This is a genomic window from Subtercola sp. YIM 133946, from assembly GCF_036553535.1.
GTDB lineage: Bacteria > Actinomycetota > Actinomycetes > Actinomycetales > Microbacteriaceae > Subtercola.
In genome coordinates this window covers 105,202-126,441 of the sequence record NZ_JAZHPE010000016.1, presented here as the reverse complement: position 1 = coordinate 126,441, position 21,240 = coordinate 105,202, and the positions used below count along the sequence as shown (strand labels likewise).

Here is a 21,240-nt window from a genome sequence, read left to right as displayed (position 1 = left end):
ACGGCGTACTGTCATTGGTGAACTCGGCACGCCCGCCGTGCAGTACCGAAAGGACGACTATGGCTATCAACGACGACGACATCATCACCGAACAGGAAGCGGGCGGAGAGGGTCCCGCGGATGGCGGCGCAAACCCGAACGGACATGACGGCGGGGCCGACGGCTCTGCCGACGCAGGTGAAGGCACCGCCGACGGCGGCGCGAACCCGGGCGGCCACGATGGTGGCGCCGACGGTTCGGCCGACGACGGGGAGGGCACCGCTGATGGCGGCGCAAACCCCGGCGGTCACGACGGCGGTGCCGACGGATCGGCGTAATGTCAGCATTCGAGCGCGGGTCGGGCGACCGGCCCGCGCTTTCTCGTTGTGTGGGGCAGAACGCCGCCCTCGACTTCGGTGAGCGCTACTGGGCCACCACGCCGGTTCTGACCCGGGCGGCCGACCTGCCCGCCCCGTTCGACGACCTCTTCGGCGCCGACGCAGCCGACGACCTCATCTCGCAGCGGGCGCTGCGCACCCCCTTCTTTCGCATGGCACTCGAGGGTGCCGTGCTCAGCCCCTCGAAGTACACCGCCCCCGGCGGGTTCGGCGCCGAGATCGCCGACCAGGTGTCGAGCGAGAAGGTGCTGGCCGAGTTCGCTGCGGGAGCGACAATCGTGCTGCAGGGGCTGCACCGCACGTGGCCGCCGCTGATCGACTTCACCCGTGCGCTCGTCGACGAGATCGGGCATCCGGTTCAGGTGAACGCCTACATCACGCCCGCCTCGTCGCGCGGTTTCGACCCGCACTACGACGTGCACGACGTGTTCGTGCTGCAGATCGCGGGCGAGAAGCACTGGACGATCCACGAGCCGGTGCATCCGGCCCCCTTGCGCGACCAGCCGTGGAGCGACCACCGCGAGGCCGTGGCACGCCGGGCCGAGGGCGAGCCGTTCATCGACGCGGTGTTCCGACCCGGTGATGCGCTGTACCTGCCGCGCGGCTGGATCCATTCGGCCGAGGCCCTCGGCGGAACCTCGATCCACCTGACCATCGGCGTCGCCGCCTACACCCGTGCCGACGTCGCGCAGGCTCTGCTGGCCCGGCTCGGCGACACCGAGGCCCTGCGCACCGCGCTGCCGTTCGGCGTCGACTTCACCGACCAGGCCCAGGTCGAGCCGATCGTGCACGAGGTGCTCAGAGAGCTGCAGTCGATGCTGGCGGCGGGGGCGGATGATCGTGCCGTCGCCGAGCGCCAGACCAGCGACGTGAGCGCTGCCCTGACGCGACGTATCACGGCGGCGACCCGGCCCGAGCCGGTCTCGCCGCTCGCAACGATCGACGCCATCGCCGCGCTCGGCGGCTGGAGCGTCGTTCGCTGGCGCTCCTCCTTGCGCGCCACGGTGAGTGCTGACGCCGACGCCGTGCGCATCACGGCCGGCGGCCGCACGCTGGTACTTCCGGCCGAGGCGGCGCAGGCGGTCGAGCGGCTGGCGCAGGGTGACGCGATCGCGGTCGACGAGCTGCCGGGCCTCGACACGGAGTCGGCGATCGTGGTGGTGCGGCGGCTGCTACGCGAAGCGATCATCGTTCCCGCGTGAGCGTCGGGGCCGGCGCCGCGGGTGGCGGCAGCGCGCAGGATGCGGTCGGCGGGGTGGCGCCCGGCCGGGGCCTGAGCGGTGTGGCGGCGGCCGGCGTGTTCGCTGCGGCGGTCGGCGGGGTCGCGGGTGGTGCGGATGCGGCCGGTGCGGCCGCCAAAGCAGTCGAATGGGCGCCGTGCAGCGACCGGTCGCGCGAGCGCGGCGACCCCCTGGCCGCGACGGCGTCGCGCGGGCTGCAGTGGTTCCTGGTGGAGGTCGAGGGGCCGTGGGGGGCGAACGCCTTCGTCGCCTCGGCGCTCGGCCGCGAGCTCGGCCAGGCGATCGTTCATCGGGTCGAGGCGGCGGGCATGCGGCCGCTGGCCATCCGGCGGGTTGCTCGTGCTTCGCATCCCGCGGGGTCGACGGCAGGGGCTGCGGCGCGGCGGCGCGAACCGCAGACGCGCTGGCGGTGGGCGTTCGTCGACTCGCGGCCCGGGTTCGAGGAGGTGCGGTGGGGCGAGGTGGGCGACCCGCGCGAGCTGCTCGAGGTGGCGCTCGACGGATCCACGGGCATCCGCTCGCCCGAACCGATCTTCTGCGTGTGCACGCACGCCAAGCACGACAAGTGCTGCGCGGTGCACGGCCGACCCGTCGCTCTGGCGCTCGACGCCGAGTACCCGGCCCAGACGTGGGAGTGCTCGCACCTCGGCGGCGACCGCTTCGCAGGAACGATGGTGGTCTTTCCCGAGGGCCTCTACTTCGGGCGCGCCGACGACGCCGAGACCACCCGGATCGTTCGCGACTACGCCGACGGGCGGGTCGACGAACGGTTCTTCCGCGGGCGCAGCTCGCTCTCGCATCCGGTGCAGGCGGCCCAGCACTACGCCCGCGAACACTTCGGCGACGACCGCCTCGCCTCGTTCACGCCCCTCGCCGAGACTGCGGTTGCGGATGCCCGCCCGGGCACGTTCGCGGTGACCCTCGCCGCACCCGGCTCCGCTGCGCCCAGCCCCGCCGCATCCCACCCCCGGTCCGACCCGCTCGCCGCCTCCGTACCGGGCTCAGCCGCCGTCGTGCGCGTCGTGGTCGCCGAGACGCTCTCCGAGCCCCTGCTCAGCACCTGCGCCGCGACGCGGTTCGGTCGCGTGCGCGAGTTCGAGCTGGTGTCGCTCGACCTGCAGCCGAGCTGATCACTCGTCGAGCAGTGCCCACAGCCATGCCGGGCCGTGCACCGAGGCTCCGAGCGCCGTGACCCGTGACTCGAGCTCGCGGTCGGCGGTCACCACGAACACGCGCGGTGCCACGGGCAGCGTCGTCGCGGCGAAGTAGCCCCGTACGGCATCCACGATCGCCTGGTCGCCGTCGCGCTCGGCGGGCAGGATGCGCACGCCCACGCCCGTCTGATAGGTGCTACCGGCATCCGTGGGATCCACAGGCAGGGCGGCCCCGCGCGCCTGGCCCTCCACGACGAGCACCGTCTCGGGCCACCAGCGTGTGCCCGGCAGCCCGATGCCGAGTGAGTCGCCTGTGAAACCCAGCGCGGCCCGCCGCTGAAGGGCCGACGCGAAGGTGTTGGTCGCGCCGAGGCGGTCTCTCCACCAGCCGTTCGGCCGCGACCCGACCACATTCGCCGAATCGACGACCAGCACCGTCGGTCGGCCCAGCTCGCCCTCGAGGTCATGCCAGGCCGACTCGAACCCGGGGTGCAGCGGCAGGGCGCCGACCTCGTCGAGCGGCACCCAGCGCACCTCGATGCTCTCGGCGTCGGCGACGACGGCGTCGAACTGCGTGGTCACATCGGCGACCACCGTCGTGTAGCTCCAGAACCCGAGGTCGAGCTTGGAGGTGAACTTCAGGCCGAGGGCCGACGTGGGCACTCCCGCCTCTTCGTTCGCCTCGCGAATCGCGCCGTCGACCGAGGTCTCGCCGGCGTGCTTGGCTCCGCCGGGCAGCCCCCAGGTTCCGCCGAAGTGGCTCCAGTTCGCGCGGTGCTGCAGCAGAACGCCGCGGGCGGGGTCGTGGGCGAGCAGCCCGGCCGCCCCGAACCGGCCCCAGAACTTGCGGCCGGTGCCGTCTTCGACCCAGCCGTCACCGCTGTCGCGCGGCCCCGTTCGGGGCGGCGGAACAAACGAATGCGGGGAGGGGTCTGCCGACTCGGCCATCCACTGATTTTGTCACGGGATGCCCGCCCCCCTGACCATGGGCCCGACCGGGCCGGCGCCTTACCACGACCCGCCGACAGTGAACACGGCGAAACTCGGCCCGGGTTACCGGCATTTGCCGTGGCGTGCACATAGGGTGACGGTGTGTGGCGCGCCGATAAGAAACGAGATTCAGACCCCGAGGCGTCTGGAGCCGACGAAGCAACGTTGGCATGGGCACGCTTCGGCGACTCCGCTTCAGACGACGGGTCGGGTGTGAGAACCGGGCAGATCTTCTCGACCGACGACCTCGTCGAACCCGCCCGCGAGCACTGGCGGGCCGAACTGGCCCAGATCGGCGGCGTCTCGCCGCTCATCTCGTTCGACGACGCCCCGCGCAGCCGCGTCGACCTCACCACCACGCACCCCAGCGGCCTCGCCCAGTTCATCACCGGCAACGCCACCCTGCTCTCGAGCCTCATCCGCGATGAACTCGCCCTGCGCAGTGCCCGCATCGCCGCCGGCGCCATCACCGACAAGGGCGTCGAGCTGCGCTCGATTCGTGGCATCGACTCGGTTCACCTCGCGATCGGCCTGGCCGAGTGGAAGCTCGACGACCAGCCCTACGCCGCACCCGTGCTGCTGCGGCCCCTGAGCATCCGCCGCTACGGCCGCGACTTCGAACTGAAGCTGCGCGGCAACGCCTTCGTGAATCCCGAGCTCGTGCGCGCCCTGCGCGACCAGTTCCAGATCACGCTCGACACCGAGCAGATGGTGAACCTCGCGGCGACAAACGGCGTCTTCAAGCCGCAGCCCGTCATCGACCACCTGCGGGGCGTCACCTCGCACCTGCCCTGGTTCAGCGTTCACCCCCGACTGCTGGTGTCGTCGTTCGCCGATGTGGCGAACTCGATGGTGGCGGATGCCCGGCAGCTCGATCATCCGGTGCTCGACTCGCTCGCCGGCAGCCTCACCGCCCGCCGCGGGGTGCAGGAGTCGTACCACCCCGTCGAGGCGACCGCGCAGGACTCGCGCCCGCCGTCGACCGACACGCTGCTGCTCGACGCCGACCCCGAGCAGGAGAACGTCATCGCGCAGATCGCCGAGGGCAACTCGCTCGTCGTGAAGACGTTGCCCGGCACCGGCGGAACCCAGACCATTGTCAACGCTGTCGGCGCCCTCATCGGCCAGAACAAGCGTGTGCTCGTGGTGAGCCCCCGCCGCCTCAGCCTGCGCGGCATCGCCCGCCGCTTCAACGACGTCGGGCTGCCGGGCGTGGCGGTCTCGCCGCGCACGCTGCGCCGCGACCTCATCCAGTCGATCGGCCGCAACGAGAAGGCCATGCAGCCGCACGTCGACGATGTCGACGAGGCCCTCGTGCGCCTGCGCCACGTGCTGATCGACTACCGCCAGTCGCTCTCGCGGGTCGACCCGCTGCTCAAGGTGTCGGTTCTGGATGCCCTGCGCGAACTCGCCCGCCTGTCGCTGCTGCCCCAGCCGCCGGCCACCACCGCGCGGCTGAACCGCGGCTCGCTCGAGGCCCTTGCGAACGGGCGCAGCACCGCCGCCCGAACGCTCATCAAGGCGGCGGCGCTCGGTGAGTTCCGCTACGGACCCGACGACTCGCCGTGGTACGGCGCCACCTTCGACTCGGCCGACGACGCCAGCACGGCCCACGCGATCGCGAAGCGCGTGCACCGCACCGACCTGCCGACACTGCTGACGAAGGCCTACGAGCTCGTCGGGCAGACGCACATGAGGCAGTTCACGACGATGGCCGAGCTCGGTTCGTACCTGCGGCTGCTGCTCGACCTGCGCGAGACGCTCGACAAGTTCTTGCCGGTGGTGTTCGACCGTTCGCTCACCGACATCATCGCTGCGACCGGTGCGCGCCGCGACTCGGCGCAGATGACCGGCACCAGCCGGCGCCGGCTGCGCAGCCTGGCCAAGGAGTACGTGCGCCCCGGGGTGCACATCGGCGACATCAACGCCTCGCTGCGACGCATCCAGCAGCAGCGCGTGCTGTGGCACCGCTTCGCGGCCGCCGGCATCCCGCCGGAGGTTCCGACCGGGCTCGACGACGTGCAGGTGGCGTACCAGAGCGTGAGCGAAGACCTCGCCAAGCTCGACCTGCCCCTGGGGCTCGCGGGTACCGCACGCCAGTTGAGCGAACTGCCCATCAGCGAGCTGATCGGTCTGCTCGACGGCCTCGCCGCCGACTCCGAGGTGCTCGCGAACCTGCAGGAGCGCACCGCCCTGCTCGACACCCTGAAGACCCTCTCGCTCGACCCCCTGCTCACCGATCTCTCGCAGCGCCACGTACCCGAGAGCGCCGTGGCCGACGAGCTCGAACTCGCCTGGTGGCAGTCGGTGCTCGAACTGATGCTCGCGAGCGATCGTGCGCTGCTCGGCGCCAACACGGGCATCCTCGACCGCCTCGAGTCAGACTTCAAGCTCGTCGACGAGGCACACGCCTCGGTCAGCGGGCAGATCCTGGCCTGGCAGCTCGCCGAGACGTGGAGTGTCGGCCTCGTCGACCACCCCGACGAGGCGACCGCCCTCAAGGCGCTGCTGCGCTCTGACGTCGTCGACTCGGTGAAGCTGCACGCGGCCGCCCCCTACCTCAGCCGCGTGCTCGCCCCGGTGTGGCTCGCCTCGCCCTACGAGGTCGCCGACATCACCGACGACGTGGTGTTCGACACGGTCATCCTCGTCGACGCGGGTGCCACGACCCTGGCCGAGAATGCCGCCGCGATTCGCCGGGCCCGCCAGGTGGTGGCGTTCGGCGACCCCGTCACGCAGACTCCGTCGCACTTCGAGATCGCAGTGCCCGCCGTCGTTCAGCCGTCGCCCGTGCGTTCGGTCGACGTCGATGCCGACGCCCGAACCATCGAAGAGCTGGCCGGCGACTCGGCCATGGCTCGGCTGGCCGAACTCGTGCCCACCCTCTCGCTCACCCGCAGCTACCGGGCGGGCGGCGAAGACCTCGCCGAACTCGTGAACCACCGCTTCTACAACGGCAAGATCGACTCCCTGCCCTGGGCCGGCACCTTTCTCGGCCACGGCAGCCTCACCCTGCACTACCTCGAAGGGGCGGGCGGCATGCCCGACAGCGAGACCGGCGCGGTCGAGAGTGTCGACGCCGAGGTCGAACGGGTCGTCTGGCTGGTCATGGATCACGCCCAGAAGCACCCGCGCGAGTCGCTGATGGTCATCACCGCGAGCGCCAAGCACGCGGTGCGGGTACAGCAGGCCGTTCTGGCCGCCTTCGCCAAGCGCAGCGACCTGAGCGACTTCATTCTGAAAGACACCGCCGAACCGTTCATGGTGGCGACGCTCGAGCAGTCGGTGGCGCAGAGCCGCGACCGGGTCATCTTCTCGGTCGGTTACGGTCGCACCCCGCACGGCCGGGTGCTCACCAACTTCGGCGCGCTGGCCAAGCCGGGCGGCGAGCGCCTGCTCGCCGTCGGCATGACCCGCGCCCGCCGGTCGATGGACATCGTGAGCTGCTTCAAACCGAGCGACATCGACGAAGACCGCATGACCTACGGCGTGGTCTCGCTGCGGCAGATTCTCACCGAGGCCGAGAACGGGCCCACACCCGACACCTTCTCGAGCCCGGGGGATGCCCTACTGATCGACCTCGCCCGCCGCCTCGGCTCGCGGGGCCTCGAAGTGGCCTTCGAGCACCGCGGCAAGCTCACGCTGGTCGCCTCGTACGAGGGCCGCGCGATCGTGGTCGAGACCGACCAGGTGGTGCACTCGATGAGCCTGCGCGAGTCGCTGCGCCTGCGCCCCGACATGCTGAAACGCCTCGGCTGGCATTACCTGCGGGTGCACAGCTTCGAACTCTTCACCGACCCGGAGGCGGTCGCCCAGCGCATCGCCACCGTCATCGGTGTGCGCCAGCTCACCGCCGTCTGAACCTCACCAGTGCGGGGGCTTGTCGGCCCTGAGGCGTTCGTCGTTGGGGCCTGCGCCGGGCGGGGTGGCCCCACGGGTGTCGTCGGTGTCTTCGGCCGCTTTGACGACGGCCAGCTCGGGGCGGAGCGTCGCGGCTGACTGCGGGCGGGCATCCGTACCGGGCGCCGGCTCGGTCTGCACCCGTCGGCGCCCCACCCGCCGCACGGACAGCTGGTGGGGCCCCTGTCGGGGTTCGTCTGCCGTTTCGTCGTCGCCGGTGCCCCGCCCGCGACGGGCGTCGGTCACTCGTTCGGCCAGGGCGGCCCGGCCGGAGCCTGGTTCGAGATGCTCGGCACGGTCGTCGCGCTCTGCTGGGCGGCGAGCAGGTCGCGAATCTCGGCGAGCAGCTCGAGGTCAGTGGGCGGCGTCTCGGCGACGACCTCTTCGGCGGGGCTCTGCTTGCTCTTGAAGAACGACACCTTCTTCAGGTGGTTGATCGGCAGCACGAACACGAAGTACACCACGACTGCGACGAGCAGGAACTGGATGATCGCAGCGAGCACCAGCCCGAACTGCAGCGTGCTGGCGCCGATCTGCACCTGGAACGCGTTGCTCAGGTCTTCTGCGTCGAAGATCGCGGCGATCAACGGGTTGAAGATGCCGTTGACGATGGCCGAGACGATCGCGGTGAAGGCGGCGCCGATGACCACGGCGACAGCCAGGTCGATCACATTCCCCCGCAGAATGAACTCTTTGAAGCCTTTGATCACGTGCAGGTACTCCTTATTTCGCCGGCGCGGCCGGCTTCGCAGCGGATGAGGACGATGACGAGGAGGTCGATTGCGAGGAGCCCGACCCGCCAGACCCCGAGGAGCCGGAACCCGACGAGCCGCCCGACTTCGACGATGAGTCGGCCGACTTCGATGCCGAGTCGCCCGACTTCGAGTCGCCACCCGACTTCGAATCGCCGCTCGACGTGCCGGGTCGCTCAGACGAGCTCTTCGACGCGCGCGAGTCGTTGCGGTAGAAGCCCGAGCCGTTGAAGGTCACGCCGACCGCACCGAACACCTTGCGCAGTTTGCCGCCGCACACCGGGCACTCGGTCAGCGTGTTGTCGGTGAAGGCCTGCTGAATGTCGAACGCGTTGTCGCATTCCGTGCAGCGGTACGAGTAGGTAGGCAAATTGCGCTCCAGAGTGAACGGGTGGGTGACAGCGTGAGAAATCAGAAGGTGACGATGCGCGTGGGGGTGACAGCGCCATCGACGGGTTGGTCGTGCACTTCGCGGGGCACGGCATCCAGCAACTCGTCATCATAGATGACCGCGAAGACCGGCGGGCACTTCTGCATCGAACCGAGGGTCTTGTCGAAGTAACCGCGGCCCCAGCCCATGCGCATGCCGCTCTCGTCGACCGCGGCCGCCGGAATGATGATGAGGTCGACGTCGTTGATCGCGATCGGCCCGAGCAGGTCGCCCACGACCTCGGGCATTCCGTGCAGCCCGATCATCTCGGTCTCGCCGTCGCCGTGCGCCCAGTCGAGCAGGCCGTCTTCGCGCGAGATCGGAAAGAGGGTCTCGACGCCGTTGGCGGCCGCCCAGTTCAGAAACGGCCGCGTGTTGGGCTCGTTCTGCGCCGACAGGTAGCAGGCCACCCGCTTCGCGCCCCGCGAGGTGACGAGCTCGATCAGGTTGTCGCGGAAACCCGTGGTGGCCTGCTCGCGTTCGGTGCTCGTGAGGGTGCGGCGGCGTTCACGAAGCTCGGCACGAAGGGCGCGCTTGATGTTGCTCGTCGAAGACACCATGTAACGATTTTAGGTGCTTGTCTGTGACACACGTGTTTCGCAACCACCCGAAGTGGTGGGCGGGGGTTCGCTAAGGTTGCTCCCATGACCTCACCTATCACCAAAGTAGTGATTCCTGCGGCCGGCCTCGGAACACGCTTCCTCCCCGCCACGAAGGCGATGCCGAAAGAGATGTTGCCCGTCGTCGACAAGCCGGCCATCCAGTACGTCGTCGAAGAGGCGGTCGCCGCCGGGCTCGTCGACGTGCTCGTCGTGATCGGCCGCAACAAGAACGCGCTGGCGAACCACTTCGACCGCAACACCGAACTCGAGTCGACGCTCGAGAAGAAGGGCGACAACCACCGCCTGAAGATGGTCGACGACGCCAGCAAGCTCGCCGACGTGCACTTCGTGCGGCAGGGCGACCCGAAGGGCCTCGGCCACGCCGTGCTGCGGGCCAAGATGCACGTGGGCAACCAGCCCTTCGCCGTGATGCTCGGCGACGACCTGATCGACGCCCGCGACGTGCTGCTCACCCGCATGCTCGACGTGCAGAACGACAAGCAGGCCAGCGTCATCGCGCTGATGGAGGTCGACCCCTCGCAGGCGCACCTCTACGGCATCGCCTCGATCGAAGAGACCGGCGACGACGACATCGTTCGCATCACCGGCCTGGTCGAGAAGCCCGAACCGGGCAAGCAGCCCTCGAACTACGCCATCATCGGCCGCTACGTGCTGTGCCCCGAGGTCTTCGACGTGCTCGAAGAGACCGAGCCGGGCAAGGGTGGCGAGATCCAGCTGACGGATGCCCTGCAGACCATGATCGCCGGCCCCATCGCCGGTGGCGTCTACGGTGTCGTGTTCCGCGGCCGCCGCTACGACACCGGTGATCGCCTCGACTACATCAAGGCGATCATCCGGCTCGCCAGCGAACGCGAAGACCTCGGCCCCGACCTCCGCCCCTGGATCAAGGACTTCGCTGCCGACCTGTAGAAAATGCGCGCCGGCCCCTCTCGCAGCTGATTATCATTGCCTATGTTCGTTCCAAGCCTCTCCGAGGGTGCCATCGGCATCAGGCCCATCCGTATCCGCGACTCGAAGGCTCTCGAGAACGAACTGATCGCCAACCGGGCGTGGTTGCGCAAGTGGGAGGCGACCAGCCCCAACGCTCCGCTGTCGTTCGACACCCGGGCGAGCATCCGGAGTCTGCAGCAGAACGCGAGGGCCGGCTACGGCCTGCCGTTCGTGATCGAGTACCGCGGCGAGATCGCCGGGCAGCTGAACGTGTCGTCGATCAGCTACGGGTCGGTGTCGTCGGCGAGCATCGGCTACTGGGTCGCCGAGCGCTTCGCCGGCCTGAACATCACGCCGACGGTCGTGGCGCTGGCCACCGACCACTGCTTCTACTCGGTGGGGCTGCACCGCATGGAGATCTGCATCAGGCCCGAGAACGCGCCGAGCCTGCGGGTGGTCGAGAAGCTCGGGTTTCGGTACGAGGGGCTGAGGCGGCGGTACATCCACATCAACGGCGACTGGCGCGACCACTTCTGTTTCGCCCTGGTGGGCGAGGAGCTGCCGGTCGGGGTGCTGCGCCGGTGGAAGGAGGGCGGCGTGCCGCACGGGCAGGGCAGCGTGCCCGAGGCCGACCGGCGTGAGGCGCTGACGCAGATTCCGACGCGCAACCGCTGACGGGCATCCGGGGCCTGCCGCCGTTTCGGGCGTGCCGGCGGGAGTGCCGCTGGTGGGCATCCGGATGCCGGGCGGCGGGTTTGCGAGGCGGGGCCCGACACGCGCCCCCGGTTGGGCCGAAACGGGCAGGCTGGCTCATACCGTAGACCCATGACATCGGACTGGCTCGGCGGAGGACTCATCGTCGGCCTCGCGGCCGTGCTCTGGCTGATCTACCTGCTGCCCACGTGGTTTCGCCGCAACGAGTTCAACGCCACAGAGCGCAACGCCGTGCGGCTGCAGCAGACCCTGCGCATTCTCGCCGAGACGGCCGAAGCGCCCGAAGAGGTGCGGGCCGAGGCCACCGCGCGCAGCGTGGTCGAGCACCAGCGGCTGCTGAAGAAGGTCACCGTGCAGAGCACTCCGCCCGCCGTTCGGGCGGCCGCGAAGGTGCGCAAGGCGCGGGCCGTCACCACGGGCATCCTCGTTCTTGCGCTCGCCGTCGCCGTGCTCGGCGGGGTGCAGACCGCTGTCAACGGTTCGTGGATCGTGCTCGTCGTGGGCGTCATTGCCGCGACGCTGTGCGTGACCAGGCTCGCCCGGCTCGCCAGACTCGGCCGCGCCATCAAGCTGCCGGCGCGCGACCCCCGCACGATCGACTCGTTCGTCATCGTGGGGGCGGGCGAGGGCGGCGAATTCGCCGACAGTCAGGTCGTGCGATACGACGCCGACGGCCAGGTGGTGTTCGTCGAAGCCGAGGGTGCCGACGTCGACGAGGGCGACGAGCTCGATCTCTCGGCAGCCGACGCCGTCGACGATTCGTCGGGCTGGACTCCTGTTCCGCTGCCCAAACCGCTCTACACCGAGCGTCGCCGGCTGCGGCAGCTCGACGTCGGCCAGCCGGTCGCCTACGCTCCCACCGGTTCGGAGTCGCTCGGCTTCGCCGAACAGACCGCCTCACAGGCCGAGCAGGCGCTGCGTGCCGCCGCAGTCGTGGCAGAGCAGGCCCTGCGCGCCGGCTACGCGGCTCAGGATGCCCGGGCGGGTGCTTCTGCGGGTGACGCCGTCGAGGGCGCGCTCGCGGCTCGTGGCGACGCTGCCGCGGCTTCGACCTCGACTTCGGCTTCGAGTTCGACCTCGACTTCGACGCGGTCGGGCGAGGCGGACGCTTCTTCGCGCGCCTCGGCGTCGGCCCCGCGCATCCCGAGCCGCTTCAGCACCATGGGAATCGTCGACGAGGCCGAGACGGGCTCCCTCGACGTCGACCAGGTTCTCGCCCGCCGCCGCGCCGGCTGAGCCGCGGTACCCCTGCTGCAGCCTGTGGGTTTTCGTGCACCCGGCCGTGCGTGATAGTCTTCGTAAGTTGTTTTGAGGGGCTATGGCGCAGTTGGTAGCGCGCCTCGTTCGCATCGAGGAGGTCAGGAGTTCGAATCTCCTTAGCTCCACAACGACACAGAAGGGCAAGTTGTCTGCGCTTCGTGCTGCCCCGCCACGGCGTAACATGTGGTGGCATGCGGCAGCGGGCGCGAACACCGGTCGAGCAGCAGGGCATGTGGCGCAGCTACGCGAACGGCACGGCTATCGTGGCGGCCACGGCGTTCGCTGTCTGGTACGTCGTGGTCATTCTCGGCGGGCTCGTCGGTGGTCGGCTGCACAGCACCGATGTGGGCTCGCTGGTCGTGCTCGGCGTCACGGGCTATACCGTGACGCTCGGCGCTCTCGTTCTGAGCTATCGGGCACGGTTCTTTCGCTGGCGGGCATCCTGATCCGGCTGTGCCCGACGCGCGGGTCGCTGCCCCCGACGCACGGGGTGGGTCAGCTGGGGAGCCAGAGGCCGTCGGCAGGGGAGGTGTCGAGGGTGTCGTTCGGGTCGAGAACGACGGGGAGCATCCACTCGGAGTGGCTTCCGCACGGCGAGGTGTTCTTGAACTCCGTCAGGTTCACCGACTGGCTGCTGCGGTGCGGCTCGGCGCCCGGGATGCTCGTTTCGACCGAGAGGTCGTAGGGGCGGTCGGGATGCTCGGTGTCGCTGTCGGCCAGCACCAGCTGCAGTTTCAGCGCAGGGGCGGCTCCGCCCGTCGTCTGGCAGACGTCGTCGAAGCAGGCGGTGACGGTGGAGGTCGGGTTGTAGCGAAACCAGTAGCTCAGGTCGAGCTCGACGTGCGGTGGCTCGGCGGAGGCGCCCGCGCAGGCCACCATCGTGCATCCGCTCGCCGCCCAGCCGCACGTCGCGAGGGCCGCCACCACGAGCATCCGGCGCAGCCTGGTCATGGGTTCCACCCTACGACCCGGCGAGACACCGCAACGAACGTCAGGGTGGATCGGGGCGTCGGTGGCCGAGGCTCTGCCACTACCCCCCGAATGGGGGGCGGTGGCGACCGGCGACGCTGAGTAGTGTGACGGGCACCGAGACACGTTCACTCCGGTGCGTCACCTGTCACGGGGGCTGTGCCCGATGTGCGGTGGTGGGGGGCGGGTGTGTCGCCGGCTCCTCATGACGGGAGTGCCACGTGGTGGATTCACGCAAGTCACTGACCGAGAAACTCGGCGCGTCCAGTGCGGCGCGGAGGCTGCGCAGGGCGGGCGCGCGCAGCCGATTCGGCATCGCCGGGCTTGTCGTCACGGCCGTGACCCTGCTCGGCCTCAGTGCGTGCGCCGCAGCCGGAGGGGTGCCGGCAGCGAGTAGGTCGGGATCGGCAACGGTCAGCGCCACGACGGCCGCGGGCTCCTCGACCGGTTCGGCAGCCGCGGGCGGCGACACTGCAGCGACCGCCGACGCCCTGCGGGCCTACGACTGGTCGAGTGTCGCGCTGTCGGCTGCGTCGTGCGATGCCGCCGCGACGGGCGACCTCACGCTCAAAGGCGGCAAGGGCACCGTGGTGGTGGATGCCCAGACGCAGTACCGCGTCTCGGCACAGCTCCCTCCCGACGTCGGCGAACTCGGCGGGCACGCCGCGGCGGTGTTGCGCTATTCGTGCATCCTCGACGGATCGAACGGGGTGGGCGCCTTTCCCGTCGCAGTGTTCACGGCGGGTGCCAGCGGGCCTCAGCTGGTGGGGGTGCTTCAGAACGCCGACCTGGGCACGGCGCCCGGCGGCGAGGCGTTGACCCATGATGCCGTCACGTTCGTCGACGGGCAGGTGGTGATCTCGGGCAAGTACCTCACCCCGACCGACGCGAACTGCTGCCCGAGCGGGCAGGGGTGGACATCGATCGCGTTGGCCGGCGGCCGCCTCATCGCGTCGGGCGTCGTCACCTCGGGTGCCCCACCGACGACCTTGGCGAGCAGCGCGGGGCCGGGGTTGCCAACAGGGGGCGGTGCGGTGGGCAGTTCTCCCATCGTCTATTCGCCCCCGGTGCAGGTGCAGACCCAGCAGGATCTCACCCGCCTCACCGGCGCCCCAGCCGACTTCCAGGCGTTCATCTGGAGCCTGGTGCAGAGTTCCACGTCGACCGACTGCGCCGCCGTCATCTCGGTCGACAGGCTGAACCTCACCGGGTTCGCCGAAGGCGGCTCAGGCTGCAGCGGGGAGGGATCGGGGTCGGGGATGCTCTGGTACAAAGATGGCGCAACGTGGAAGGTGCTCGCCGAACTGCAGAACGAGCCCACCTGCGCGCTGCTCGAATCGGTGCACTTCGCCGCCGACGCGCTCGACGACCCGTCGTGCTTCGACGCCAACGACCAGTCTGTACCCTACGCGGGCTGACGGGCATCCTGCGCGACACGCGACGGCGGACGGGAATGGAACGGGAGCCTCGGTGCTTAGGGCCTTTCATGACCTTGACGACGGAACGTCGCGGGTGGCTGAGCGTGCTTTCGGTGGCGCTGGGGTCGTTCGTGCTGGTGCTCTCAGAATTCCTGCCCATCGGGCTGCTGCCCTCGATCGCGTCTGACCTCGGTGTCAGCATCGGCGTCGCCGGGCTGATGGTGGTGGGCACGGGGCTCATCGGCGCCGTGGCGGCCCCCGTCGTCACGGTGGTCACATCGCGCGTCGACCGGCGCGTGGTGCTGGTGGCCCTGACCGTGCTGCTGGTCGTGGCCGACGCGCTCGCCGCCGTCGCACCGACGTTCGGGGTGCTGCTGGTGGCGCGCATGCTGCTGGGCGTGGGCATCGGCGGGTTCTGGGCCATCGGCGCGGGCATCGCCGGCCGGCTCGTCAAGCCGTCTTCGGCGATCAGGGCGACCTCGTTCATCACGGCGGGAATCTCGGTGGCCACGGTGGTCAGCCTTCCGCTCGGGGCGTTCGTGTCGTCGGTGGCGAGCTGGCGACTGGCCTTCGTCATCGGGGGCGTTCTCGGCCTCATCGCCCTGGGGCTGCAGCTCGCGCTGCTGCCGAAGCTCGCCGCCACGCACCGTGTGCGGTTCGGCACCCTCGGCGCCCTGCTGACGATTCCGCGCGCCCGGGTCGGGCTGATTGCGGCTGCCTTCATCTTCGTGGCGCAGTTCGCCGCGTACACCTACATCGCTTCGTACCTGACCGAGCTGGTCGGGGTGGGCGCCGACACCACGACGATCGCGTTGCTCGTGTTCGGTCTCGCCGGCATCCTGGGCAACTTCGTGGCCGGGTTCACCCTCAGCCGCAGCGTGATCGGCACTCTGGGGTCGGCGAAGTTCGTGCTGGCGGCGGCCCTGGTGCTGCTGCCGTTCCTCGCCGGGTCGCTGCCGGGCGTGTTCGTGCTGCTGGCCGTGTGGGGCTTCGTGTGGGGCGCGCTGCCGTTGGGGATGCAGACCTGGATGGCCGGGGCCTCGCCGAGCGGAGCCGAGAGCGGTCTCGCACTCTTCGTGACCACCATCCAGCTGTCGATCGCCGTGGGCTCGATCGCCGGCGGGGTGGCCGTCTCCTCGCTCGGCATCGCGGCCGACTTCTGGGTCTCTGGCGCGATCGCCGTGATCGGGGCGGTGGTGCTCATCGGGCTCGGACTGCGGCGCGCGAACGCGCTCGTGCCCGCGGATGCGGCAGCGCCGGCAGACGCGGCGGTCGTGCCTGCGCGGGCCGGCCGCCCGACGGGTGTGGCCGTGGCTGCGACGGCCTCGGCGCCGGCTGCGGGGGTCGTGCGTGCCGACAGCACCTCGAGGGTGCCGGCGCCGGTTCGTGCGCCAGGCAGAGTGGCTGATGCCGTGCCGGCGGTGGTCGTCGACGATCCGTGCGTGGGGGCGCCCTGCTGAGGCGAGGCGTGGCCGGCGAGCGCGGCGCCCCGGTAGCGGGCTCGCTGGCCTAGAGGCCCTGCGGATCGATCGTGGCCACGCCGTTCGCTGAGACGTGGGTGGTCCACACCCGCCCGTCGAACCAGCGGTGGTCGTAGCGTCGCGCGTAGTCGGGGTACCAGCCGGGGGGATGCACGGCCCGCGTCGGTGCTGGTGCTGGTGCCGGTGCGGCGGCGAAGGCTGGCGCGGCACCGGGGGTTGCATGTGACGTGGGGGTCGGGAGGGGTGCGGGCCCCGGGCCGGGTGCGGCGAGGGCGGCGGCGGGCGCAACCACGGGGGCCGTCGTCGGCGTGGGGGTCGGGAGCGTCCCGGGCGCGCCGGCGGTGGTTGCCGGCGCGGGGGTCGGGAGGGGCGGGGGCGCGGCGGCGGCGGTGCGGGGGCGCCAGGGCTGGGCATCCGTCGCCAGGGAGCGGAAGTCGAACGAGCACTTCGCGCAGGCGCGCAGGGCCGACTCGGCGGTCTGCTCGCCGCAGCGCGGGCAGAACGTGACGATCGCCGTCTCGGCGTGCAGGCCCTGGCAGCGTGCGCAGACGAAGTCGGGGTCGAGCTGGCCCAGCTGCATCATGCGGCCGACGAGCACGAACGGGCTCGCACCGTGCGGCGACACCATCAGCCCGAGGCTGCCCGAGAGGGCCCGGGCGCGCTGGTTGCGTTGCCTCAGCCGCTGGTAGTCGGGGTTCACCACTCTCGGTGTGCGGCAGGTGACGCAGACGAAGAGCGTGCGCAGCGGCAGCTGTTCGCGAATGCTCGCCTGCTGGGCGAGAAAGGTCGCAGCCTGCACTCCCTGCGCATCGACCTCGATGCGTTCGGCGACAATCGGCCCGTCAGCCTGCAGCGCCGCCTCGAGGGTCGTCACGAGACGCTCGACTTCGTGCACGAGGGCCGGGGGCATGCGGCCCGGCCGCTGTGCGATGAGTGCACCGGCGGTGACGAGAGCATACACGCGCTCGACGGCGAACTCCGCCTCGCGATCGTCGTGGCCCAGGATGATCGATCCCTCCCTGCGCCAGCCCTTCGGGTTCGGCCTACCCGCGCCGTCGAGCATGCGCCGCGCCACGCCCGATGCCCGTGCGGTCAGGCGGCTGAGCGCATCCGGCGTCTCGGCCGCACCGACGTCGACCTCGACAGGGGCGAACGGCGGATGCCCGGGCTGCAGCGACCCGAGCGCAGCGTCGATCGCCGCCATCGTCTCGGCGAGGGCCTGCTGGTAGAGGTCGGTCGGCTTCGCAAAGGGCAGCGACCACCGGTCAGACAGGGTCACGACCACCGTGGTGCGGTTCGCGTCGTCGTCACTGCGCTGCAGGTCGATGTGCAGCAACAGGGGAGCGGCCCGATCGTTGCGCCCGGGCCCGCCGAGCAGGGAGTCGCGTTTCGCCTCGAGAACGGTCAGCTGGTCGACAGTGACGGTGAAACGCTGCTGCACCACCGCATGCTCGAGCTCGGCCCGCACACGCCCGAACGCCACGGGCAGCACCCGAACGGCGTGGGCCCGGATACGGTCGTCGGCCCCGGCGGGCGTCAGGTCAGACACCGATCAGAGGTCGGAGCCGGTGTCGTAGCTGGAGGAGTCGTAGCTGCTGGTGTCGTCGTAACTCGACGTGTCGGCTCTGCCGGCGTCGTAGCTCGCAGTGTCGAGGCTGCCTGCGTCGTCGCTCGCACTGTCATAGCTCGCCGCAGAGGCCGCTGCATCGAGCGACGCCGAGGCGGAATCGACGCTGTCGTCGGCATCGCCCGCGTCGGCGGCCGCAGCCGAATCGTAGGAGTCGGCCGTGGCGTACGCCCCGCTGGCCGCGTCACTGTAGCTCGCAGCCCGTTCGAGACCCCATTCGGCACTCTCGGTGTCGCCGCTCGCGGCCTGGTCGGCCGCCCAGTCGGCGTAGCTCGCCGCCGATTCTGCGTTCTCATCGCCGGTGGCGGCGTTCCAGTCGGCCCAGTCGGCGTTGCTCGCCGCCTGGCCGGTGCTGTCGGCGGCGACCCCGAGGTCGCTCGACGCGTCGCTGAGGTCGGCCGCGGTGTCGGTGACGGCCGTGCCGGCGTCGGCCGTGTCGCTGAGGTCGCCGGCCGCCGAGGCGAGCACGTCGGAGTCGTTCTGCTGAGCGTCGGCGACGGTGTCGAGGTTGTCTGCGAGCGAGGCGTTCGGGTCGGTCTGCGGCTGCTCTGCCAGGTAGTCAGACCAGTTCGGGTCAGTCATAGTCGGAGAGTAGCACCGCGCCCAGCGCTGAAGAAGACCCGCGTTCGCGGGATACGAACGGCCCGTCGGCCGCGACCCGGGCGACCACGACCCCGACGACCCCCACGACCACGACGACCCCGCGACCCCACGACCACGACGACCCGGCGACCACGACAACCACGGCGACCGGAACCGCACCCGCTACCGGGTGAGCCGCCGGGCCACCCGGCTCGCTATGGTCTGCACGACCTGCACGATCACGATCAGAATCACGATCGTGACCAGCAGGTAGGCGTTGTCGTACCGCTGGTAGCCGTAGCGCACGGCGATGTCGCCGATGCCGCCGCCGCCGATGGTGCCGGCGATGGCCGAGTAGTTCAGCAGCGAGATGACCGAGGTCGAGAGCGCCAGAATGATGCTCGGCCGGCCCTCGGCCAGCAGCACCTTCCAGATGATGGTGCCGCGCGTCGCGCCGAGCGAGTTGGCGGCCTCGACGAGCCCGCCGTCGACCTCCCGCAGCGCGATCTCGACCAGGCGCCCGAAGAACGGGATCGCAGCCACCGTGAGCGGCACCGCGGCCGCGACAGGCCCGATCGACGAGCCGACCAGCAGCCGGCTCAGCGGAATGAGCACCACCATCAGAATGATGAACGGCAGCGACCGCCCGATGTTGACGAAGAACCCGAGCACCGAGTGGATGATCGACCCGAGCCGCCTCGACCCGAGTGGTGAGGCGAACACGCCGTCGGCGTCGGTGCCGACGAGCAGCACACCCACCACGATGCCGAAGATGATCGTCGGCACGAGGGCGAGACCCACCATGAGGAAGGTCTCGCCGAGCGCCTTGATGAGAATGGGCGTCATGACGCTCCAGTTGAAGTTCACGCGGCCACCTCGCTCAGCACCTCGACGTACAGGCCGGTCGACCGCAGCTTCCCGATGGCGTCGCCGTAGGCCGAGACCGGCCCCGGCAGTTCGAGCCGCATGCGGCCCACCCGGTGGTCGCTGACGAGTTCGACCGCCGCGCCCAGAATGTTGACGTCGATGCCGTATTCGCGCGACAGCCGACCCACGATGGGCTCGTCGGCCAGGTGGCCCGCGTACATGATCTCGATGATGGTGTTGCCGGCCTCTCCACGACTCTCGCCGAGCGGAAAGAGCGCGTGGGCGATCTTCGACCGCGGCGTGTTCAGCAGTCCGATCACGTTGCCCGACTCGACGATGCGGCCGTCTTCGATGAGCGCAGCCGAGTCGCAGATGCGCTTGACGACCTCCATCTCGTGCGTGATCAGCAGAATCGTCAGGCCCAGCTCGGTGTTCAGCGACTTGAGCAGCTCGAGGATCGACTCGGTGGTCTCCGGGTCGAGCGAACTCGTCGCCTCGTCAGAGAGCAGCACCTTCGGGTTGCCCGCGAGCGCGCGGGCGATGCCGACACGCTGCTTCTGCCCTCCCGACAGCTGCGACGGGTACGCGGATGCCCGGTCTGCCAGCCCGACGAGGTCGAGGATCTCGCGCGACCGCGCGTGTCGCCTGTTGCGCGCCAGGCCCGTGATCTCGAGCCCGAGTTCGACGTTCTGCGCGATCGTGCGCGACGACAGCAGATTGAAGTGCTGGAAGACCATGCCGATGCCGTGCCGGGCGACGCGCAGCTCGGCGTCGCTCAGCGCGGTGAGGTCTTGGCCGGCGACGGTGATGTGGCCCGAGGTCGGGCGCTCGAGCAGGTTCACGCACCGGATGAGCGTGGACTTGCCCGCGCCGCTCTGGCCGACCACGCCGTAGATCTCGCCGTCTTTCACCTCGAGGTTGATGCCCTTGAGTGCCTCGACCTCCGACCCGCGACCTGTACGCGGCGGATACGACTTGTGCAGGTCGGAGATCGTGATCACTGTGCGGGGCCCGAAGCCGGGGTGACGAGGCCCTTGTACTGCGAGGTGATCCAGTCCTGCGTCTGCTTGGAGGTCAGCAGTGAGTAGAGCGTCTGGATGGCCGGGTCGTTCTCGTGGCCCTCCTTGGTCGCCAGCAGGTTGGTGTACTTCGTGCCGTCGACGTCTTCTTTGAAGATCTGCTCGTCACCGGTGAGGCCGGCGGGCAGTGCGTAGGTCAGGTTCACGACGCCGGCGGCGTTCTCGTCGAGGGCGCGCGGCAGCGTCGCGGCATCCAGCTCCTGGAACTTGAGGTTCTTCGGGTTCTGGTCGATGTCTTCGATGGTGCCCGTGGCACCGTCTTTCACCGTGATGAGACCGGCCTTCGCGAGCAGGTTCAGCGACCGCAGCTCGTTGGTCGGGTCGTTCGGAATGCTGATCGTGTCGCCGTCTTTGATGTCGTCGACGCTCTTGATGGTCTTCGAGTACAGCGCCAGCGCCGGGAAGTAGACCTTGCCCACGGGCGCGATGTGCGTGCCGTTCTGGGTGTTGAAGTTGTTCAGGAACGGCAGATGCTGGTAGAGGTTCGCGTCGAGCGAGCCGTCTTCGAGGGCGGTGTTGGGCGTCGTGTAGTCGGTGAAGCTCGTGACCTGGATGTCGATGCCCGCGGCCGCGGCCTGGGTCTGCTCGACGTAGTTCAGAATGTCGTCGGCTGGGAAGGTGGCGCCCACCTTCAGGGTGGTGACGGCGCCGCTGGTCGAGCCGACGGCCGCCGTGCTCGACGAGGAGCTGGAGCCGGCGCATCCGCTCACCACGAGGGCGAACGATGCGGCGGCGGCGGCCGCTATCAGAATTCTCTTGGCGTGCACGATGGTCTCCTTGGTTGTCGCCGCGTCGGCTGGGTGCTGTGAGCCGGCAGAAGCGTTCTGGCAGCGGCGGGGTCGGTGT

The 21,240-nt window shown here is 69.9% G+C and carries 22 protein-coding genes and 1 tRNA gene; 11 read left to right on the top strand and 12 right to left on the bottom strand.

Going from position 1 to position 21,240, the window contains the following annotated elements; genetic code table 11:
* Positions 1-59: 59 nt before the first annotated feature.
* The 3 genes from V3W46_RS05795 to V3W46_RS05785 are packed head-to-tail and all read left to right on the top strand — an operon-like array spanning position 60 to position 2,748.
* Positions 60-317 carry a BatC protein gene (locus V3W46_RS05795; protein WP_331782144.1) on the top strand — a complete coding sequence of 86 codons (258 nt, stop codon included), beginning with the start codon at positions 60-62 and terminating at the stop codon, positions 315-317.
* A complete protein-coding gene (locus V3W46_RS05790; protein ID WP_331782143.1) occupies positions 317-1,579 on the top strand; it encodes a cupin domain-containing protein in 1,263 nt (420 codons plus the stop codon). Before V3W46_RS05795 ends, V3W46_RS05790 begins: the two co-directional genes overlap by 1 nt.
* Positions 1,576-2,748 carry a sucrase ferredoxin gene (locus tag V3W46_RS05785; protein WP_331782142.1) on the top strand — a complete coding sequence of 391 codons (1,173 nt, stop codon included), beginning with the start codon at positions 1,576-1,578 and terminating at the stop codon, positions 2,746-2,748. Before V3W46_RS05790 ends, V3W46_RS05785 begins: the two co-directional genes overlap by 4 nt.
* On the opposite strand, the gene V3W46_RS05780 is transcribed toward V3W46_RS05785, so the two are convergent.
* On the bottom strand, positions 2,749-3,720 hold the full coding sequence (locus tag V3W46_RS05780) for an NUDIX hydrolase (protein WP_331782141.1): 972 nt from the start codon (positions 3,718-3,720) through the stop codon (positions 2,749-2,751). It lies immediately after the preceding gene.
* A gap of 144 nt (positions 3,721-3,864) precedes the next feature.
* On the opposite strand from V3W46_RS05780, the gene V3W46_RS05775 reads away from it, so the two are divergent.
* Positions 3,865-7,623 (top strand): DUF4011 domain-containing protein, encoded by a 3,759-nt coding sequence (locus tag V3W46_RS05775; RefSeq protein WP_443069940.1) that lies wholly within the window; start codon positions 3,865-3,867, stop codon positions 7,621-7,623.
* Between the two features lie 3 nt (positions 7,624-7,626).
* Here the strand turns inward: V3W46_RS05775 and V3W46_RS05770 are convergent, their stop codons facing one another.
* The 4 genes from V3W46_RS05770 to V3W46_RS05755 all read right to left on the bottom strand — a co-directional run bounded on the left by V3W46_RS05770 (position 7,627) and on the right by V3W46_RS05755 (position 9,404).
* Positions 7,627-7,803: a hypothetical protein gene (locus tag V3W46_RS05770; protein ID WP_331782140.1), complete on the bottom strand. Its 177-nt coding sequence runs from the start codon at positions 7,801-7,803 to the stop codon at positions 7,627-7,629.
* A gap of 101 nt (positions 7,804-7,904) precedes the next feature.
* Entirely contained in the window at positions 7,905-8,372 is a 468-nt protein-coding gene (mscL, locus tag V3W46_RS05765) for a large conductance mechanosensitive channel protein MscL (RefSeq protein WP_443069939.1), read from the bottom strand.
* A gap of 13 nt (positions 8,373-8,385) precedes the next feature.
* Complete coding sequence (locus V3W46_RS05760; RefSeq protein WP_331782139.1) at positions 8,386-8,784, bottom strand: FmdB family zinc ribbon protein; 399 nt, start codon at positions 8,782-8,784, stop codon at positions 8,386-8,388.
* 41 nt (positions 8,785-8,825) lie between these two features.
* Positions 8,826-9,404: a 5-formyltetrahydrofolate cyclo-ligase gene (locus V3W46_RS05755; RefSeq protein WP_331782138.1), complete on the bottom strand. Its 579-nt coding sequence runs from the start codon at positions 9,402-9,404 to the stop codon at positions 8,826-8,828.
* A gap of 84 nt (positions 9,405-9,488) precedes the next feature.
* On the opposite strand from V3W46_RS05755, the gene galU reads away from it, so the two are divergent.
* From galU to V3W46_RS05730, 5 genes are all read left to right on the top strand, one after another.
* Positions 9,489-10,376, top strand: a complete 888-nt coding sequence (galU, locus tag V3W46_RS05750) for a UTP--glucose-1-phosphate uridylyltransferase GalU (protein WP_331782137.1) — start codon at positions 9,489-9,491, stop codon at positions 10,374-10,376.
* 42 nt (positions 10,377-10,418) lie between these two features.
* Positions 10,419-11,072 carry a GNAT family N-acetyltransferase gene (locus tag V3W46_RS05745; RefSeq protein ID WP_331782136.1) on the top strand — a complete coding sequence of 218 codons (654 nt, stop codon included), beginning with the start codon at positions 10,419-10,421 and terminating at the stop codon, positions 11,070-11,072.
* A 150-nt stretch (positions 11,073-11,222) separates the two neighbouring features.
* Entirely contained in the window at positions 11,223-12,347 is a 1,125-nt protein-coding gene (locus V3W46_RS05740; protein WP_331782135.1) for a hypothetical protein, read from the top strand.
* Positions 12,348-12,423: 76 nt separating this feature from the next.
* A tRNA-Ala gene (locus V3W46_RS05735) sits at positions 12,424-12,496 on the top strand.
* A gap of 66 nt (positions 12,497-12,562) precedes the next feature.
* Positions 12,563-12,817: a hypothetical protein gene (locus V3W46_RS05730; protein ID WP_331782134.1), complete on the top strand. Its 255-nt coding sequence runs from the start codon at positions 12,563-12,565 to the stop codon at positions 12,815-12,817.
* Between the two features lie 49 nt (positions 12,818-12,866).
* Here the strand turns inward: V3W46_RS05730 and V3W46_RS05725 are convergent, their stop codons facing one another.
* Complete coding sequence (locus V3W46_RS05725; RefSeq protein WP_331782133.1) at positions 12,867-13,322, bottom strand: hypothetical protein; 456 nt, start codon at positions 13,320-13,322, stop codon at positions 12,867-12,869.
* Positions 13,323-13,561: 239 nt separating this feature from the next.
* Between V3W46_RS05725 and V3W46_RS05720 the strand changes: the two genes are divergently transcribed.
* The gene (locus V3W46_RS05720) at positions 13,562-14,758 is read left to right on the top strand and encodes a hypothetical protein (RefSeq protein WP_331782132.1); all 1,197 of its coding nucleotides are present in this window, start codon (positions 13,562-13,564) and stop codon (positions 14,756-14,758) included.
* Between the two features lie 68 nt (positions 14,759-14,826).
* A complete protein-coding gene (locus tag V3W46_RS05715) occupies positions 14,827-16,218 on the top strand; it encodes an MFS transporter (protein ID WP_331782131.1) in 1,392 nt (463 codons plus the stop codon).
* 49 nt (positions 16,219-16,267) lie between these two features.
* Here V3W46_RS05715 and V3W46_RS05710 read toward each other — a convergent pair whose 3' ends face one another.
* From V3W46_RS05710 to V3W46_RS05685, 6 genes are read right to left on the bottom strand one after another with little or no spacing between them, the layout of a single operon-like run.
* On the bottom strand, positions 16,268-17,788 hold the full coding sequence (locus V3W46_RS05710; protein WP_331782130.1) for a DUF2510 domain-containing protein: 1,521 nt from the start codon (positions 17,786-17,788) through the stop codon (positions 16,268-16,270).
* Between the two features lie 3 nt (positions 17,789-17,791).
* The gene (locus tag V3W46_RS05705) at positions 17,792-18,448 is read right to left on the bottom strand and encodes a hypothetical protein (RefSeq protein ID WP_331782129.1); all 657 of its coding nucleotides are present in this window, start codon (positions 18,446-18,448) and stop codon (positions 17,792-17,794) included.
* A complete protein-coding gene (locus V3W46_RS05700) occupies positions 18,441-18,611 on the bottom strand; it encodes a hypothetical protein (RefSeq protein ID WP_331782128.1) in 171 nt (56 codons plus the stop codon). Before V3W46_RS05700 ends, V3W46_RS05705 begins: the two co-directional genes overlap by 8 nt.
* Before the next feature lie 20 nt (positions 18,612-18,631).
* Positions 18,632-19,315: a methionine ABC transporter permease gene (locus V3W46_RS05695; protein WP_331782127.1), complete on the bottom strand. Its 684-nt coding sequence runs from the start codon at positions 19,313-19,315 to the stop codon at positions 18,632-18,634.
* Entirely contained in the window at positions 19,312-20,316 is a 1,005-nt protein-coding gene (locus tag V3W46_RS05690) for a methionine ABC transporter ATP-binding protein (protein ID WP_331782126.1), read from the bottom strand. The genes V3W46_RS05695 and V3W46_RS05690 overlap by 4 nt, the downstream gene beginning before the upstream one ends.
* Positions 20,313-21,161: a MetQ/NlpA family ABC transporter substrate-binding protein gene (locus V3W46_RS05685; protein ID WP_331782125.1), complete on the bottom strand. Its 849-nt coding sequence runs from the start codon at positions 21,159-21,161 to the stop codon at positions 20,313-20,315. The genes V3W46_RS05690 and V3W46_RS05685 overlap by 4 nt, the downstream gene beginning before the upstream one ends.
* Between the last annotated feature and the right edge of the window lie 79 nt (positions 21,162-21,240).